The sequence below is a fragment of the Teichococcus wenyumeiae genome, from assembly GCF_003696345.1.
Taxonomy (GTDB): domain Bacteria; phylum Pseudomonadota; class Alphaproteobacteria; order Acetobacterales; family Acetobacteraceae; genus Pseudoroseomonas; species Pseudoroseomonas wenyumeiae.
The window spans coordinates 25,172-39,741 of record NZ_RFLX01000030.1; the positions used below are offsets into that span (position 1 = coordinate 25,172).

Below are 14,570 nucleotides of genomic sequence, written 5' to 3' on the forward strand. Positions count from 1 at the left end.
GGTCACTGCCCCCGGATGGCCCAGAGGGCCATCTCCAGGTTGGGGAACTCGCCGGCCACGTGCAGCGCCAGCGCGCTGGCCGTCCGCATGTCCCGCCACAGCGGGCTTTGCTGGTCGATCTCGAAATAGCTCGCGCCGACATGAAAGGGAATCTGGCGCGGCGCCACCGGCAGCGGCGTGATGCCGATGCCCGGCAGCGCCACGTTCACCAGTTCCTTCAGCTTCTCGGCCGGGCCGATCTTGATCTGCGCCGGCAGTTCCCGCCGCAGCCGCTCCGCCCGCACATCGGCGCGCACCGCCAGCACAAAGGCGGCGTTGGCGTAGAGTGTGCGGTCGGCCACCTCCGCGACCTGCACGCCGTATTTGTGCTGCCGCAGCGGGATCGGCACCGCCGACTGCTCCAGCACCGTGTTCAGCGAGGCCCGCACGGACCGCAGCACGGGCTGGAAGCTGCGCGCGAGGTCGTCATGCCGGTAGGGGGCCAGGGAGGGCGGGCGTTTCTCGGCCCGGGCAAAGGTCGCCAGTTCGCCGGCCAACTCGGCCAGGGCGGCGAACAGCACCTCCGGATGCAGCATCGCCGTGGAGGCGAAATGCCCGAAGCGCGGCTCATGGCGGTTGATGGCCTGCAGCAACAGGAAGTCCGCGATCTCCGCCACGCCCTGCGCGCCGGACTGCGTCACGCGCGCCGCCAGCGCTTCCGCCCGGTGCCGCAGCAGGCCGGTGACCTCGGTGATCATGTTGGACAGCACGCGGGACGCGGCACAGTCCAGCATGGGCGGAATATGCGCCTCGTCCAGGATCACCTGCCGGTCCGTCCGCAGTTCCACCAGCCGCGCCACCGGCAGGCAGGTGAAGCCGGCGCGGTCGGCTTCCTCCGGAAGCAGCCGGAAGTTCGGGCGGGCGACCTCGATCACGACGTCCTCGCGCTCGCCGGCATTGGTGTCCGTCAAGGCCTGCTCGGCGGCGCCATGGCGCACCGGCACATCCGCGTGGCCGCGGGCGTCGGTATCCACCGCGCCGGGCTGCGAGAGCGGCAGCGCCAGGTGGATCACGCTGCCCCGCAGCTGCTCCGGCACCGCGAATGGCGCGGGCTGGTCCGCATCGTCGGGGATGCTGAATGGCGTGCCGTCCTCCAGCACGCCGCTGGCGCTTTCAATGGCGATGCGGCCGAGCGACAGCATCTGCCGGTTCAGCCGCAGCTCGGTGAATCCCCAGCCATAGCCGCGTAGCGCGGCTGCGCGGCTGCGAACCAGCTTCTCCACGTAGCGGTCGTTCTGCTGGAAATGTTGCGGGCGGAGGAACAGCCCCTCCGACCAGACGACCCTGTTATCCCAAGACATGCCGCGCTGCTCCGTCTGCGCCAGTTCGCCCGCCGCCAGCCAGGAGGGACGGCAGCGGGCGCGGCACAGTCTGTCGGCAACAGGCCGAGCGGCATCATGCGCTGTTGTCATCACGGCATTCGCCTGCCGGACCAGGAGCGCTAGGCATGGCCGCATATCAACGGCGCATTGGGCGGATGGCGGCGATCCGGCCACCCTGTTCCGCATCGAGACCGGCGGGCCGGTGGCGGACCAGGGATCTGGCGTGATGAGCGAGTTGGACACGGAACAGTTGCTGATGCCCGCCGCCGAGGGGGACCCCTGCGGGGAAGCGCTCGACTACGACCTGCAGTTCCTGGCGCTGGAGATCGCTGCGCAGGGCGGCGGCACACCCGATATGCCCGAGCCGCCCGACTGGAACGAGGTGGCACGGATCGGGCGGGAGCTGGCGCTGCGCAGCCAGGATCTGCGGATCGGCGTGCTGCTGGCCCGGGCGGCACTCAACCGCGCGGGCTTCGCCGGGCTGCGTGAGGGGCTGGAACTGCTGCTGGGCTACGTTACGCAGCACTGGGATGCCGTGCACCCGCGCCCCGAGCCTGACGAGATCGAGGATCAGACGGCGCGCGTGAATGCCCTGGCGAACCTGTGCGACACGGGCGGGCTTCTGGCGGATATCCGCCGCGTGCCGCTGGCCCGCTCGCGCCTGTTTGGCACCGTCGCCTTCCGCGATTGGACCGAGGCGCAGCGCAACGACGCCGGCACAGCGGACCTGGTGCGCGCCTTCCAGGACACTGACCCACAGGTGCTGCGGGATGCCGGCGAGCATGTGCGGTCCTGCCGCCTGCTGACCATCACGCTGGACAATGCCGTCCGCGCGAAGGTGGTGGCAAGCGAGGCGACCCGGCTGGAGCCGCTGGCCGGCCTGCTAGGCCAGGTGCAGGACCTGCTGGACTCACAGCGCCCGGTCCTGCCCGAGGCCGTGGCAGCTGAACCCGCCGCACCGCCGGCTGCCCTGCCGGCGGGTGGCGACATCCGCAGCCGCGAGGATGTGATCGGCACCATCGACCGCATCTGCCGCTGGTACGCGGTGCACGAGCCCGCCAGTCCGGTGCCGCTGCTGTTGGAGCGTGCGCGGCGCCTGGTGGCGAAGGATTTCATGAGCTTGCTGCAGGACCTGGCACCCGAGGGCGTTGCGCAGGTCCGCAGCATCGCCGGTGTGGCGGAGACGCCGTGACGGCGCCGGACATCACCCCCAGCATGCGCCGCACCGGCGCGCATATCGCGAAAGGACGGCCGGAATGAGCAGTTCCAGCAGCCAGAAATTCATCGCGCGTAACCGCGCGCCCCGCGTGCAGATCGAATACGACGTCGAGCTCTACGGCTCTGAGAAGAAGGTCCAGCTTCCCTTTGTTGTGGGAGTCATGGCGGATCTGGCCGGCAATCCGGCAGCGCCGCTGCCGCCCGTCGCGGACCGCAAGATGCTGGAGATCGACATCGACAATTTCGACGCCCGCATGCGGTCGTTGAAGCCGCGTGTCGCCATGCGTGTGCCCAATACCCTGACCGGGGAAGGCTACCTGCCGGTAGACCTGACCTTTGAGAGCATGGAGGATTTCTCGCCGGCCGCGGTGGCCCGCAAGGTAGACAGCCTGGCGCAGTTGCTGGAAGCCCGAACGCAGCTGGCCAACCTGCTGACCTACATGGACGGTAAGGCGGGCGCTGAGGAACTGCTGGCCCGGCTGCTGAACGATCCGGCCCTGCTGAGCGCCCTGGGGCAAGGGGCGCAGGAGGAAGAGCCGGCGGGCCGCCCTGTCGAAGAGGAGGAAGGCTCGTGAGCCAGGCCTCGACCAGCGGCCTGACCTCCACGGCGCGTGAGGTCACGACCGCACCCGACGACTTTTCCAGCCTGCTGCGGCGTGAGTTCCGCCCGCGTTCCGAACAGGCCCAGACTGCGGTGGAGCGTGCCGTGCGCACGCTGGCGCAGCAGGCGCTGCACGACACGGCGCTGATCGGCGAGGATGCCGTCGCGACCATTCAATCGCTGATTGCCGCCATCGACAGTAAGCTGACGGCGCAGATCAACCAGATCATCCACCAAGAGGAATTCCAGGCGCTGGAATCCGCCTGGCGCGGCCTGCACCACCTCGTGTTCAACACGGAAACCGACGAGACGCTGAAGATCCGCGCCCTGTCAATCTCCAAGAAGGAGCTGTCGCGAACACTACGCAAGTACAAGGGCGTCGCCTGGGACCAGAGCCCGCTGTTCAAGAAGATCTACGAGGAAGAATACGGGCAGATCGGTGGCGAGCCCTACGGCTGCCTGATCGGCGACTATGCCTTCGACCACACCTTCCCGGATGTGGAACTGCTGGGCGCCCTGGCGCAGATCGCCGCGGCCAGTCATGCTCCCTTCATCTCGGCGGCCTCTCCGCACCTGCTGCGGATGGATCGCTGGCAGGAACTGGCGAACCCGCGCGACATCACCAAGATCTTCAGCACCCCCGAGCATGCGGCGTGGCGTTCCTTTCGCGAGAGCGAGAATGCCCGCTACGTCGCCCTGGCCATGCCGCGCACCCTGGGCCGCCTGCCCTATGGCGCGACCACCAACCCGGTGGACGCCTTCGCCTTCGAGGAGGACGCGGACGGCGCCGATAGCAGCAAGTATCTCTGGACCAACGCCGCCTATGCCATGGGTGTCAACATCACCCGCTCCTTCAAGCAGTATGGCTGGCTGTCGCGTATCCGCGGCGTCGAGTCCGGCGGTGTGGTCGAAGGGCTGCCGGTGCATACCTTCCCCAGCGACGATGGCGGCATCGACCTGAAATGCCCGACCGAAATCGCGATCAGCGACCGCCGCGAGGCGGAGCTGTCGAAGAACGGGCTGCTGCCGCTGCTGCACCGCAAGAACACCGACATGGCGGTGTTCATCGGTGCGCAGACCGTCAGCAAACCCGCCAAGTACACCGACCCCAGTGCCACGGCGAATGCCGAGCTGAGCGCGCGACTGCCCTATATCTTCGCCACCTGCCGTTTCGCGCACTTCCTGAAGTGCATGGTCCGGGACAAGATCGGCAGCTTCAAGGAGCGCGCCGAGGTTGAGGAATGGCTCAACCTCTGGATCCAGAACTACGTGCATCCTTCCCCTGAACTCGGCAGCGAGGAAAGCAAGGCGCAGCAGCCGCTGGTCTCGGCGGAGGTGAAGGTGGAGGAGGTGGAGGACAACCCCGGATACTACAACGCTCGTTTCTCCCTGCGGCCGCACTACCAGCTCGAAGGGCTGTCCGTGTCGTTGCGGCTTGTCTCCCGTCTGCCCTCCGGCCGGCAAGGCTGAGCAGCCGGCTGTTCCGCATTCCAATCAGACAAGGAGCCTTCCATGGCATTCGACGCAATTCTTCATTTCACCGCGGCATCCAAGGACAACGTCTGGCCCAAGGGTGAATCCGTCATCATTACGGACGGAATCACCCTCGCGGATGAGTGGAGCTTCTCACTGGAGAACAAGCTCCATATTGGCCCGCATTCCGGCGGTGCCGGCGCTGGCAAGGCCGAGTTCGAGGTTCTCACCATCAAGAAGAAGGTCGACACCGCTTCACCATCCCTCTATGTCGCCTGTGGCCGTGGCTGCCACTTCAGCGGTGTGGATTTGAAGCTGTTCCGCGCCAGCGGCGCCGGCGAGAACACGGCGGCCTCCAACCTGTTCCTGCACTGGTCCTTCAACATGATGGCGGTCGAGAAGGTGGAGTGGTCCTTCAGCGACCCGATGCCGGAGGAGACGGTGACCTTCCGCTTCGGCGCCTGCAAGGTCATCTACCTCCGCCAGGACGTCAAGGGAACGATGACCAAGGCGGGCGAGGGAATCTGGAACCAGGTCGCCAACAGCACGGACTTCAACAAACTGACGGCGTGATGCCCGCCGGCGGGCCGCCGTGCTGCGGCGGCCCGTCCCCCGCTCCGCTGACTGGAACATGCCGATGAACCCGATGTCGAAGCAGGATCTGGTGCAGCCCTCGCTGCTTGATCGCCTCACCGACCTGCACCCGCAACACGCGGCGGATGGGCGGGACGAGCGTGTCTTCTCGATCCAGCGCCTGAAGGCGGCCATTCTGCGGGACGTGACCTGGCTGCTCAATGCCAGCCACCTGGCGGCAACGGTGGACCTGCGCGACTATCCCCATGTCGCCGCCAGCACGCTGAACTACGGTATCGCCACCTTGCATGGCCACAGCAAGGAAGGTGTGGACACCGACCTGCTGCGGCAGAGGATCATAACCAGCCTGCGCCGCTTCGAGCCGAGGCTGCTGCCGGGCGGGCTGCGGGTCGAGGTGTTGGATGACGGGCGGCTCTCGGGCTCCCTGCGGTTCCGCATCGAGGCGGATCTCTGGGCGGAGCCGATGCCGCTGCGGATGGTGATGCGCACCGAGCTGGACCGGGAGCTGGACGCGATCCGCGTGGTCGAGGCGCGGCCGGAGAGCGCCTGATGGACCAGCGATTCCTGCGCCTCTACAATGACGAGCTGGCCTATATGCGGGACATGGGCGCCGAGTTCGCCCGGGCCTTCCCGAAGATCGCTGGCCGCCTGGGCATGGAGGGCGACGAGGTCGCAGACCCCTATGTGGAGCGGCTGATTGAAGCCTTCGCCTTCATGGCGGCGCGGGTGCAGCACAAGCTGCAGGCGCGCTTTCCCGCCTTCACGCAGCACATGCTGGAACAGGTTTATCCGCATTTCCTGGCGCCGGTGCCATCCATGGCCATCCTGCGCTTCGAGCCGGACCCGCAGGCCGGGCGACTGGACAAGGGCTTCCTGATCCCGCGCGGCACCCGCCTGTTCAGCCAGCTCGCGCCCGGCGCGGTCACGCATTGCGAGTTCCGCACCGCGCAGGATGTCCGGATCTGGCCTGTGACCATCAGTGACGTGGATTACTATGCCGCGTCGGGTCAGGTCTCCGCCCTGGGCCTGCCGGGCGGGCCGGTGCGCGCGGCGCTGCGCATCCGCCTGCGCACCACGAACGGCCTCGGCTTTGACCGCCTGGCCTTGCGGGCGCTGACCCTGCATTGCCTCGGCGCAGGCGGCATCGGCGCGGCCACGGCCGAGCAGTTGTTAACCGACTGCATCGGCATCGTGGCGCGCCCGGCGGAGCGGCCCTTCGCCTGGCAGGAGAACATCGCGCCCACGGCGCTGCGGCAGGTCGGGCTGGAGCCCGAGGCTGCGCTGCTGCCGCGGGTGCCGCGCTCTTTCGATGGCTACCGCCTGCTGCAGGAATATTTCGCGCTGCCGCAGCGCAGCCTCTTCGTCGAGCTGGGCGGGCTGGCGGATGCCGTGGCCCATGCCACGGGCAGCGAGATGGAGATCATTTTCGCGCTTCGCCGCGCGGAGCCGCGCCTGGAGCGGCAACTGGGCACGCAGAGTTTCGCCCTGTTCGCCACCCCCGCGATCAACCTGTTCGAGCGGCAGGCCGACCGGGTCCAGCTCAGCGATCGGCACCACGAGCACCACGTGGTGGTGGACCGGCTGCGCGGCCTGGACCTGGAACTGCACTCGATCCTCGACATGCAGGGTATCGGCGAGGGCGAGAACGCGGAGCCGGTGGAGTTCCGGCCCTTCTACAACCTCCGCGAACATGGCCAGCGTGGCGGACACCGGAGCTACTACACGCTGCGGCGCGAACAGCGGATCCTTTCGGAACAGCAGCGCCTCAACGGCGCCCGGACCAGCTATGTCGGCAGCGAGGTCTTCGTCTCGCTGGTGGATGCCGCGGCGGCGCCCTTTGCGGATACGATCCGGCAGCTGGCCATCCGCTGCCTCTGCTCCAACCGCGACCTGCCGCTGCTGCTGCAGCCAGGCCGTGAGGAGACGGATTTCACCCTGGACAGCGGCGCGCCGGTTGCCGCAATCCGCTGCGTCGGCGTGCCGAGCCGGCCGCTTCCTTCCCCCGCCCAGGGGGATATCGGCTGGAAGCTTATCAGCCACCTGTCCCTGAACTACCTCTCGATCACAGGATCGGATGAGGAGGAGGCGCAAGGCGCCGAGGCTCTGCGGGAACTGCTCCGCCTGTATGTCAGCCCGGAGGATGTCACGGCGCTGCGGCAGATCGACGGCATCCGCGCCATCCGCTCCCGCGCGGTGGTCCGGCGTCTTCCGGGGCGCGGGCAGAGCGCGGTGGCGCGTGGCATCGAGATCACGGTAACCTTCGACGAGGCGGCATTCGAGGGCCTCGGGGTTTTTCCGCTCGGCTCCGTGCTCAGCCATCTCTTCGCGAAATATGTTTCGATCAATTCCTTCACCGAGACGGTCATGGCGAGCCTGCAGCGTGGCGAGATCCGTCGCTGGCCCATGATGACCGGCCTGCGGGCAATCGTCTGATGGCGGGCGGCGTCCAGGCCCTGTTTGAGGCGCTGGCGGCGGAGCCGGAGGCCTTTGACCTGTTCCAGGTGCTCCGCCGCATCGATGCGCAATGTCCGGACCGGCCGCGGCTTGGCGAGTCGGCGCACCCGGCGCAGGATGCCGTTCGCATCGGACAGCAACCGGCGATGGCCTTCGCCCCGCGCGCCATTGCCGCGCTTGAACTGGCGGAGCCGGACGGCCCCGCGCGGCTGCTGAGCTACGGTTTTGGCATGTTCGGACCAAATGGTCCGCTGCCCATGCATCTGACCGAATATGCCTTCTCCCGGATGCACCATGCCGGCGACCCCACGCTGGCACGCTTCGCCGACATGTTTCACCATCGCATGGCTTCCCTGTTCTTCCGCGCCTGGGCGGAAAGCGAGCCGACGGTGAGCCATGACCGCCCGGGGGAGGATCGCTTCGCCACCCAGCTCGGCGCGCTGGCCGGCTTCGGCATGGCTTCGCTGCGCGGGCGGGACGGGATGCCCGATCTGGCCAAGCTGCACTTCACCGGCCGCCTCGCCGCCCATGCCCGCAACGCCGAGGGGCTGGAAGCCATCCTCGGCGACTTCTTTTCCGCCCCGGTCCGCATCCGGGAATTCGCGCCGCAATGGATCCGCCTGCCGCAGGAGGCGCTCTGCCAGCTCGGCCGCAATCCGGAGAATGGCCGGCTGGGCAGCACGGCCATGGCTGGGGTGCGGCTGAAGGTGCATCACCACCGCTTCCGGGTGGTCGCCGGTCCGCTCAGCCTCGCCGCCTATGAACGCCTGCTGCCGGGTGCGCCAGGCCTGTTCCTGCTGGGGCAGATCAGCCGCAACTATCTCGGCGACGAACTGGCCTGGGAAGCGAACCTGGTGCTGCACCGGGACGAGGTACCGCCGCTGCAACTGGGCCGCGCGGGGCGCCTCGGCTGGACCGGGTGGCTGGGGCGGCGGCGCGCGCCCGGGCATGCCGATGACCTCGTGACCACACCGCCGGAAACGCCTCCTCACGCCGGGAACGCGCGAGCAAACACATCCTGGAGCACCCCATGACGGGCATCAGCCGCCAGAGCCTTTTTGGCAAGCTCAACCCCACCTGCTACCGCGCGCTGGAAACGGCGACCGCCTTCTGCAAGCTGCGCGGCCACGCCTATGTAGAACTGGTTCACTGGCTGCATCAGCTTCTCGCGCTACCGGATTCTGATATCCGCCGCATCCTCGCCGACAGCGGGCTGGATGCGGGGCGCCTGGGCCGCGACGTCACCCGCGCGCTGGACGGGCTGCCGCGCGGGGCCACCGTTGTGTCCGACTTCTCCGCGCATGTGGAGGATGCGGCCCAGGAGGCCTGGCTTGCCGCCAGCCTGGCACATGGGGCGGGGCAGATCCGCTCCGGCCATCTGCTGGAGGCCTGCCTGTCCAGCCGGGCGCTGTCGCATGTCTTGCTCGGTATCTCGGCCGAGTTCGGCAAGCTGCGGCCGGAGCTGCTGCATGATGCATTCGGCCGCATCACGCAGGCTTCGGTCGAGGAGGAACCGGCGGATCCCGCCGCGCCGGCGGCCGCGCCCCATGCCGGCGGCGCGCATGCGGCGGTGCTGGCCCGCTACACGGTGGACCTGACGGAGAGCGCCCGCGCCGGCCGGCTCGACCCGGTGATCGGCCGGGATGCGGAGATGCGCCGGCTAATCGACGTGCTGATGCGGCGGCGGCAGAACAATCCGGTGCTGACCGGCGAGGCCGGCGTCGGCAAGACGGCCATCGTCGAGGGGCTGGCGCTGAAGATCGCCGCCGGCGAGGTGCCGCCGCCGCTGCGCGATGTCGCGCTGCTGGCGCTCGACATCAGCCTGTTGCAGGCCGGCGCCGGGGTGAAGGGCGAGTTTGAGCAGCGGCTGCGCGACCTGATGGAGGCGGTGCAGGCGGCGCCGCGCCCGGTGATCCTGTTCATGGACGAGATCCACATGCTGGTGGGCGCCGGTGGGCATGAAGGCACGGGCGATGCCGCCAACCTGCTGAAACCCGCCCTGGCGCGCGGCGCGCTGCGCACCATCGGCGCCACCACCTGGGCGGAATACAAGCGCCACATCGAGAAGGACCCAGCCCTCGGCCGCCGCTTCCAGCCCATTCGCGTGGCTGAGCCGGACGACGCCTTGGCCGTGACCATGATGCGGCGCATGGCGGCGACCCTGGAGCGCCACCACGGGGTGGAAATCCTCGACGAGGCGGTGGAGGCCGCCGTCAGCCTGTCCCGCCGCTACATCCCCGCCCGGCAATTGCCGGACAAGGCGCTGAGCCTGCTGGACACCGCCTGTGCCCGCGTGGCTACCAGCCAGCACGCCCGCCCCGACCCGCTGGCGCACGCGCAGCAGCGGCTGGAGGCACTGTTGCTGGAAGGTGAGATCCTGGCACGCGAGGCCCCGGAGGGCGCCGGCCGCCGCCAGCGCCGCACAGAGGTGGAGGCGGCGAGCACCGCGGCGCGTGCCGAGGTGGCGGAACTGGAATCGCGCTGGCGGCAGGACCTGGAGCAGGTGGCGCAATTGCGCGCGGCCCGCGCTGCCCTGCGGGCGGGCCAGGGGGGAGAGGCGCCGACCCGGATCGGCACGGCCGCCACGCCGCCCCTGGTGCTAGACCGGGTGGACCACCATGCCGTCGCCGCCATCGTGCAGGACTGGACCGGCATTCCCGTCGGCCGGCTGCTGAAGGATGAGGCGGAAACCCTGCTCTCCCTCTCCGCCACGCTGGCCACCCGCGTGGTCGGCCAGGATCAGGCGCTGGAGGCCATCGCGCGGCGGGTGCAGACCAGCCGGGCGGGGCTGGAGGATCCGGCCAAGCCGATCGGCGTGTTTCTGCTCTGCGGCCCGTCCGGCGTTGGCAAGACCGAGACGGCGCTGGCACTGGCCGAGGTGCTGTTGGGCGGGGAGAGCAACCTGATCACCATCAACATGAGCGAGTTCCAGGAAGCGCATACCGTGTCCTCGCTGAAAGGCGCGCCACCCGGCTATGTCGGGCACGGGCAGGGCGGCGTGCTGACCGAGGCGGTGCGCCGGCGCCCGCATGCGGTGATCCTGCTCGACGAGGTCGAGAAGGCGCATCCGGACGTCCACAAGCTGTTCTTTCAGGTCTTCGACAAGGGCGTGATGGAGGATGGCGAGGGCCTGCGCATCGACTTCCGTAACACACTGATCCTGCTGACCTCGAATCTGGGCAGCGAGGAGATCACCCGCCTGTGCCGGCGGGAGGCGGAGAGCGCCGGTCCGGCAGGACCCGATGCGGCGGCGCTGGAAGCCGCGCTGCACCAGCCGTTGCGCCGGGTTTTCCCGCCGGCATTGCTGGGGCGCATGGTGGTGCTGCCTTATGTTCCGCTCAGCGATGCCATGCTGGAGTGGATCGTGCGGCTGCAACTCGACCGCGTAGCCGCGCGAATGATGCAGGCGCATGAGCTGCCCTTCTCCTTCAGCGATGCGGTGGTCGCGCTGATCGCCAACCGTGCCCGGCATGTGGACAGCGGCGGGCGGATGATCGACGCCATCCTGACCGGCACGGTGCTGCCCACGATCAGCCGGCACATCCTGCTGCACCAGGGCAGCGGCCGCACACCGGGCGCCGTGCGGCTTGACGTGCGGGAGGGCGAATTCACCTATGACTTCGGCAGGTCCGGTTCCGGCGAAGCGCCGGCCGCCGCGGCCTGAGCCGGCGGCCACGGAACGAAGCCATGTCCATTGCCGATGCGCCACACACGACGTCCGTGACCTCGCTGCTGCGGGACAACCGCTTCGCCGCGATCACCTCCGCAGCCTTCGCGCTCAACGATGTCAAGCTGCGCTGGCTGAAAGGCCGCGAGCGCCTCGGCGAGCCCTTCCGCTACGAGGCGAAGATCGCCAGCCGTGACCCGATCCGCAACTTTGCCCGGGTTCCCGGACAGGAGATCACGGCCGGCTTTAAGCTGCAGGACGGCACCCGCTTCCTGCACGGCATCGTCACGCGGCTGGAATATCTCGGCCTGGACGAGACGCGGCGGCCGCATTACGCCGTTGAAATCAGCTCCTGGCTGGCGCTGCTGGCCAACCGCCGCAATAGCCGGATCTTCCAGAACAAGACCAGCCTGGACATTGTCACCGCGATCTTCGGGGAACACCGCGGCAGCTTCAAGAACCGCACCACCGCCCGGCCGCCGCGGCGCGAATACTGCGTGCAGTACGATGAAACGGATCTCGACTTCGTCAGCCGGCTGCTGGAGCAGGACGGGATCTATTATTATTTCGAGCATACGGAAGGGCAGCACGACCTCGTGCTCATGGACAACGCGGCGAGCCACCCGGACAGCCGGCCCGATACGGTGGAAACCCACCTCAACCTGAAGGCCTTCGGCTACCTCGACGACGTGTTCTGGCATTGGCGGGAGACCGCTACTCTCGGTCCTGCCAAGGTGGTGCTGGACGATTACGACGAGGAGAAGCCGACGGCGCAGCTCATGGCGCTCGGGCCTGTCGCACCGGTCGCCACCGGCGGCATCCCCACGCTCAACAGCATCTCGGCCACGCCGCCCCGGCAGGGTAGCGGCGGCCGCACCGGTACCGCCGAAGCCGATACCCTGCCGGGCGGCGGCGCGTCGGCCAGCGAGGTCTTCACCTATCCCGGCCGCTACCGGGAACGGCGTGACGGCGAGTTCTACGCGGCCATCCGCGCGGAAGAGATCGCCTGCCGCGCCTACCGCGTGCATGTCGAGGGCAGCGCCCGGCAGGTCACCACCGGCTCGGTGTTCAAGGCCGCCAATCCTTTCGACATCGCGGACAAGGCCATGGCGCCGCCGCCCGTCGAGCGCTTCCTCGCGATTGCTACGGAGATCGAAGTGTTCGGCGATCTCGGCGAGGTGCCAGAGGATAGCGAGGGCGAGCCGCGGCTCTATCGCAGCATTGTCGAGGCCATGCCGACGGTGACGCAGTTCCGCCCGCCGCTGCGCACGCCGCGCCCCGTGGCCGGCGGGCCGCAGACAGCGGTTGTGGTGGGCCGGCCGGGCGAAACCATCACCACCGACCGCCTCGGCCGCGTGAAGGTGCAGTTCTTCTGGGACCGTGAGGGCCGGCGGGACGAGAACAGTTCCTGCTGGGTCCGGGTGGCGCAGAGCTGGGCGGGCAAGGGCTTTGGCGCCCTGGTCACACCGCGCGTGGGGCAGGAGGTGGTGGTCGCCTTCCGCCATGGCGACTTCGACCGGCCGTTGGTCATGGGTGCGGTCTATAACGGCGCCAACCTGCCGCCCGAAAACCTGCCCGACCATGCCACCCGCTCCACCTTCCATACCCGTACCGACGGCGGTGGTACCGCCGGTACCTATAACGAGCTGCGTTTCGAGGACCGGGCGGGCGCAGAGAACGTGCACCTGCGGGCACAGCGCAACCATACCGCCGATGTCACCCGCCTCTTCGCCCTGTCGGCCGGACGCAGCGCTGCACTCTCCGCGCGTGAGATCGCCGTGGTCGAGAGCACGCCTGTCCCCGGCGCGAAGCTCGGCAGCCGCATCGAGGTGACTCCGTGGGGCATCGCCCTGCGCGTGATGAGTGGCCAGGACGAGCAGTGCATCCTGATCGGGCCTGAGGGCATCACCGTGAATGGCCAAAACATCCGGTTGATGTCATCGGGTCCTTTGCTGGTTTCCCCGGTACCGGTACCGATGCCGCCACAACTGGTCAGAGCAAGCCTGATGGCCCTCAGGGCGAACTCCCTGCAGGCACAGGTGCGCCGCGACATGGAGGCAGAAGAGGCCGCTCGGGACCAGTCATAGCGGCATCGTCAACTTACCGACCTCGGCGCGGCGACGCGGACGGATGGGCAGCCGGATCAAGGGCGACCAGGCCGGCGCGGCGAGCCCGCTGACTTCGAACCAGACGCTGAACGCCCGTGCCCGCGCGGCGCGGTACTCGCTGGCGGTGACATCCTTGTGGCGAAGTGTTGATTTTCGGTGAGACCTGACCCGGGAATGGTCAGAGTTTTCGCTGAGAAATGACCCGTGTCTGTTCACCTCCTCGGCCAAACGGTCGGGGTGATCGGAGTGATCGACATGGAGTTGTTGAGCGTGATCCGCCGGTGGCATTACCGGGACCGTATTCCGATCCGCGAGATTGAGAGGCGCACAGGCCTGTCGCGGAACACGATCCGCAAATACCTGCGGTCGAACACTGTTGAAGTGAAGTTCAAGGTTCCCGAGCGCCCGAGCCGCCTAGACCCGTTCGCCGACAGGCTGTCGGACTGGCTGAGGGTGGAGGCAGGCAAGGGGCGTAAGGGGCGCCGCACCGTGCTGCAGATCCACGCGGATCTGGTTGCCCTGGGCTATGATGGTTCCTACGCGCGGGTCGCTGCCTTTGTCCGGCGCTGGCAGGCAAGACGGGAGACGGCGCAGCGGACGACCGGGCGTGGGGTGTTCGTGCCCTTGGCCTTCCAGCCTGGCGAGGCGTTCCAGTTCGACTGGAGCGAGGACTGGGCGACGGTGGGCGGCAAGCGGATCAAGTTGCAGGCAGCGCATACCAAGCTGTCGCACAGCCGGGCTTTCGTCATCCGGGCCTACAAGCTGCAAACCCACGAGATGCTGTTCGACGCCCTGGCCGAGGCATTCCGCGTGCTGGGCGGCGTGCCGCGGCGCGGCATCTTCGACAACATGAGAACCGCGGTCGACCGCGTTGGAACAGGAAAGGTGAGGCAGGTCAACGCGCGGTTCGCGGCCATGGCCAGCCACTACCTGTTCGAGGCGACGTTCTGTAACCCGGCCTCGGGCTGGGAGAAGGGTCAGGTCGAGAAAAACGTGCAGGACGCCAGGCGGCAGATCTGGCAGGGCATGCCGCCGTTCGCGGATCTGCCCGCCCTCAATGCGTGGCTGGAGGCCCGCTGCATCGAGCGCTGGAG

General features: G+C 68.3%; 11 protein-coding genes. 10 read left to right on the plus strand and 1 reads right to left on the minus strand.

What is annotated here, in order from left to right:
- Window positions 1–2: 2 nt before the first annotated feature.
- On the minus strand, window positions 3–1,340 hold the full coding sequence (gene tssK / locus EBE87_RS22815; RefSeq protein ID WP_122140149.1) for a type VI secretion system baseplate subunit TssK: 1,338 nt from the start codon (window positions 1,338–1,340) through the stop codon (window positions 3–5).
- A 247-nt stretch (window positions 1,341–1,587) separates the two neighbouring features.
- On the opposite strand from tssK, the gene tssA reads away from it, so the two are divergent.
- From tssA to istA, 10 genes are all read left to right on the plus strand, one after another.
- Window positions 1,588–2,553, plus strand: coding sequence for a type VI secretion system protein TssA (gene tssA / locus EBE87_RS22820; RefSeq protein ID WP_122140140.1), 966 nt, complete (start codon window positions 1,588–1,590; stop codon window positions 2,551–2,553).
- A 64-nt stretch (window positions 2,554–2,617) separates the two neighbouring features.
- Window positions 2,618–3,154 carry a type VI secretion system contractile sheath small subunit gene (gene tssB / locus EBE87_RS22825; protein WP_122140141.1) on the plus strand — a complete coding sequence of 179 codons (537 nt, stop codon included), beginning with the start codon at window positions 2,618–2,620 and terminating at the stop codon, window positions 3,152–3,154.
- Window positions 3,151–4,650, plus strand: a complete 1,500-nt coding sequence (gene tssC, locus EBE87_RS22830; RefSeq protein WP_233560162.1) for a type VI secretion system contractile sheath large subunit — start codon at window positions 3,151–3,153, stop codon at window positions 4,648–4,650. Before tssB ends, tssC begins: the two co-directional genes overlap by 4 nt.
- Before the next feature lie 42 nt (window positions 4,651–4,692).
- The gene (locus tag EBE87_RS22835) at window positions 4,693–5,226 is read left to right on the plus strand and encodes a type VI secretion system tube protein Hcp (protein WP_122140142.1); all 534 of its coding nucleotides are present in this window, start codon (window positions 4,693–4,695) and stop codon (window positions 5,224–5,226) included.
- Window positions 5,227–5,290: 64 nt separating this feature from the next.
- Window positions 5,291–5,797 carry a type VI secretion system baseplate subunit TssE gene (gene tssE, locus EBE87_RS22840; protein ID WP_122140143.1) on the plus strand — a complete coding sequence of 169 codons (507 nt, stop codon included), beginning with the start codon at window positions 5,291–5,293 and terminating at the stop codon, window positions 5,795–5,797.
- The gene (gene tssF, locus EBE87_RS22845; RefSeq protein ID WP_122140144.1) at window positions 5,797–7,680 is read left to right on the plus strand and encodes a type VI secretion system baseplate subunit TssF; all 1,884 of its coding nucleotides are present in this window, start codon (window positions 5,797–5,799) and stop codon (window positions 7,678–7,680) included. Before tssE ends, tssF begins: the two co-directional genes overlap by 1 nt.
- Window positions 7,680–8,735, plus strand: coding sequence for a type VI secretion system baseplate subunit TssG (gene tssG / locus EBE87_RS22850; RefSeq protein ID WP_199726509.1), 1,056 nt, complete (start codon window positions 7,680–7,682; stop codon window positions 8,733–8,735). Before tssF ends, tssG begins: the two co-directional genes overlap by 1 nt.
- Entirely contained in the window at window positions 8,732–11,365 is a 2,634-nt protein-coding gene (gene tssH / locus EBE87_RS22855; RefSeq protein ID WP_122140146.1) for a type VI secretion system ATPase TssH, read from the plus strand. The genes tssG and tssH overlap by 4 nt, the downstream gene beginning before the upstream one ends.
- 23 nt (window positions 11,366–11,388) lie before the next feature.
- On the plus strand, window positions 11,389–13,455 hold the full coding sequence (locus EBE87_RS22860) for a type VI secretion system Vgr family protein (RefSeq protein ID WP_122140147.1): 2,067 nt from the start codon (window positions 11,389–11,391) through the stop codon (window positions 13,453–13,455).
- Window positions 13,456–13,731: 276 nt separating this feature from the next.
- On the plus strand, window positions 13,732–14,570 hold an 839-nt coding region (gene istA / locus EBE87_RS22870; RefSeq protein WP_120641306.1), incomplete at its 3' end, for an IS21 family transposase.

What these genes read in the sequence shown, in the direction of transcription:
- tssG (WP_199726509.1), top strand. Translation starts at nt 7,680, where the DNA reads ATGGCGGGCGGCGTCCAGGCCCTGTTTGAGGCGCTGGCGGCGGAGCCG.
- tssA (WP_122140140.1), top strand. Translation starts at nt 1,588, where the DNA reads ATGAGCGAGTTGGACACGGAACAGTTGCTGATGCCCGCCGCCGAGGGG.
- tssK (WP_122140149.1), bottom strand. Translation starts at nt 1,340, where the DNA reads ATGTCTTGGGATAACAGGGTCGTCTGGTCGGAGGGGCTGTTCCTCCGC.
- EBE87_RS22860 (WP_122140147.1), top strand. Translation starts at nt 11,389, where the DNA reads ATGTCCATTGCCGATGCGCCACACACGACGTCCGTGACCTCGCTGCTG.
- tssB (WP_122140141.1), top strand. Translation starts at nt 2,618, where the DNA reads ATGAGCAGTTCCAGCAGCCAGAAATTCATCGCGCGTAACCGCGCGCCC.
- tssF (WP_122140144.1), top strand. Translation starts at nt 5,797, where the DNA reads ATGGACCAGCGATTCCTGCGCCTCTACAATGACGAGCTGGCCTATATG.
- EBE87_RS22835 (WP_122140142.1), top strand. Translation starts at nt 4,693, where the DNA reads ATGGCATTCGACGCAATTCTTCATTTCACCGCGGCATCCAAGGACAAC.
- tssE (WP_122140143.1), top strand. Translation starts at nt 5,291, where the DNA reads ATGAACCCGATGTCGAAGCAGGATCTGGTGCAGCCCTCGCTGCTTGAT.
- tssH (WP_122140146.1), top strand. Translation starts at nt 8,732, where the DNA reads ATGACGGGCATCAGCCGCCAGAGCCTTTTTGGCAAGCTCAACCCCACC.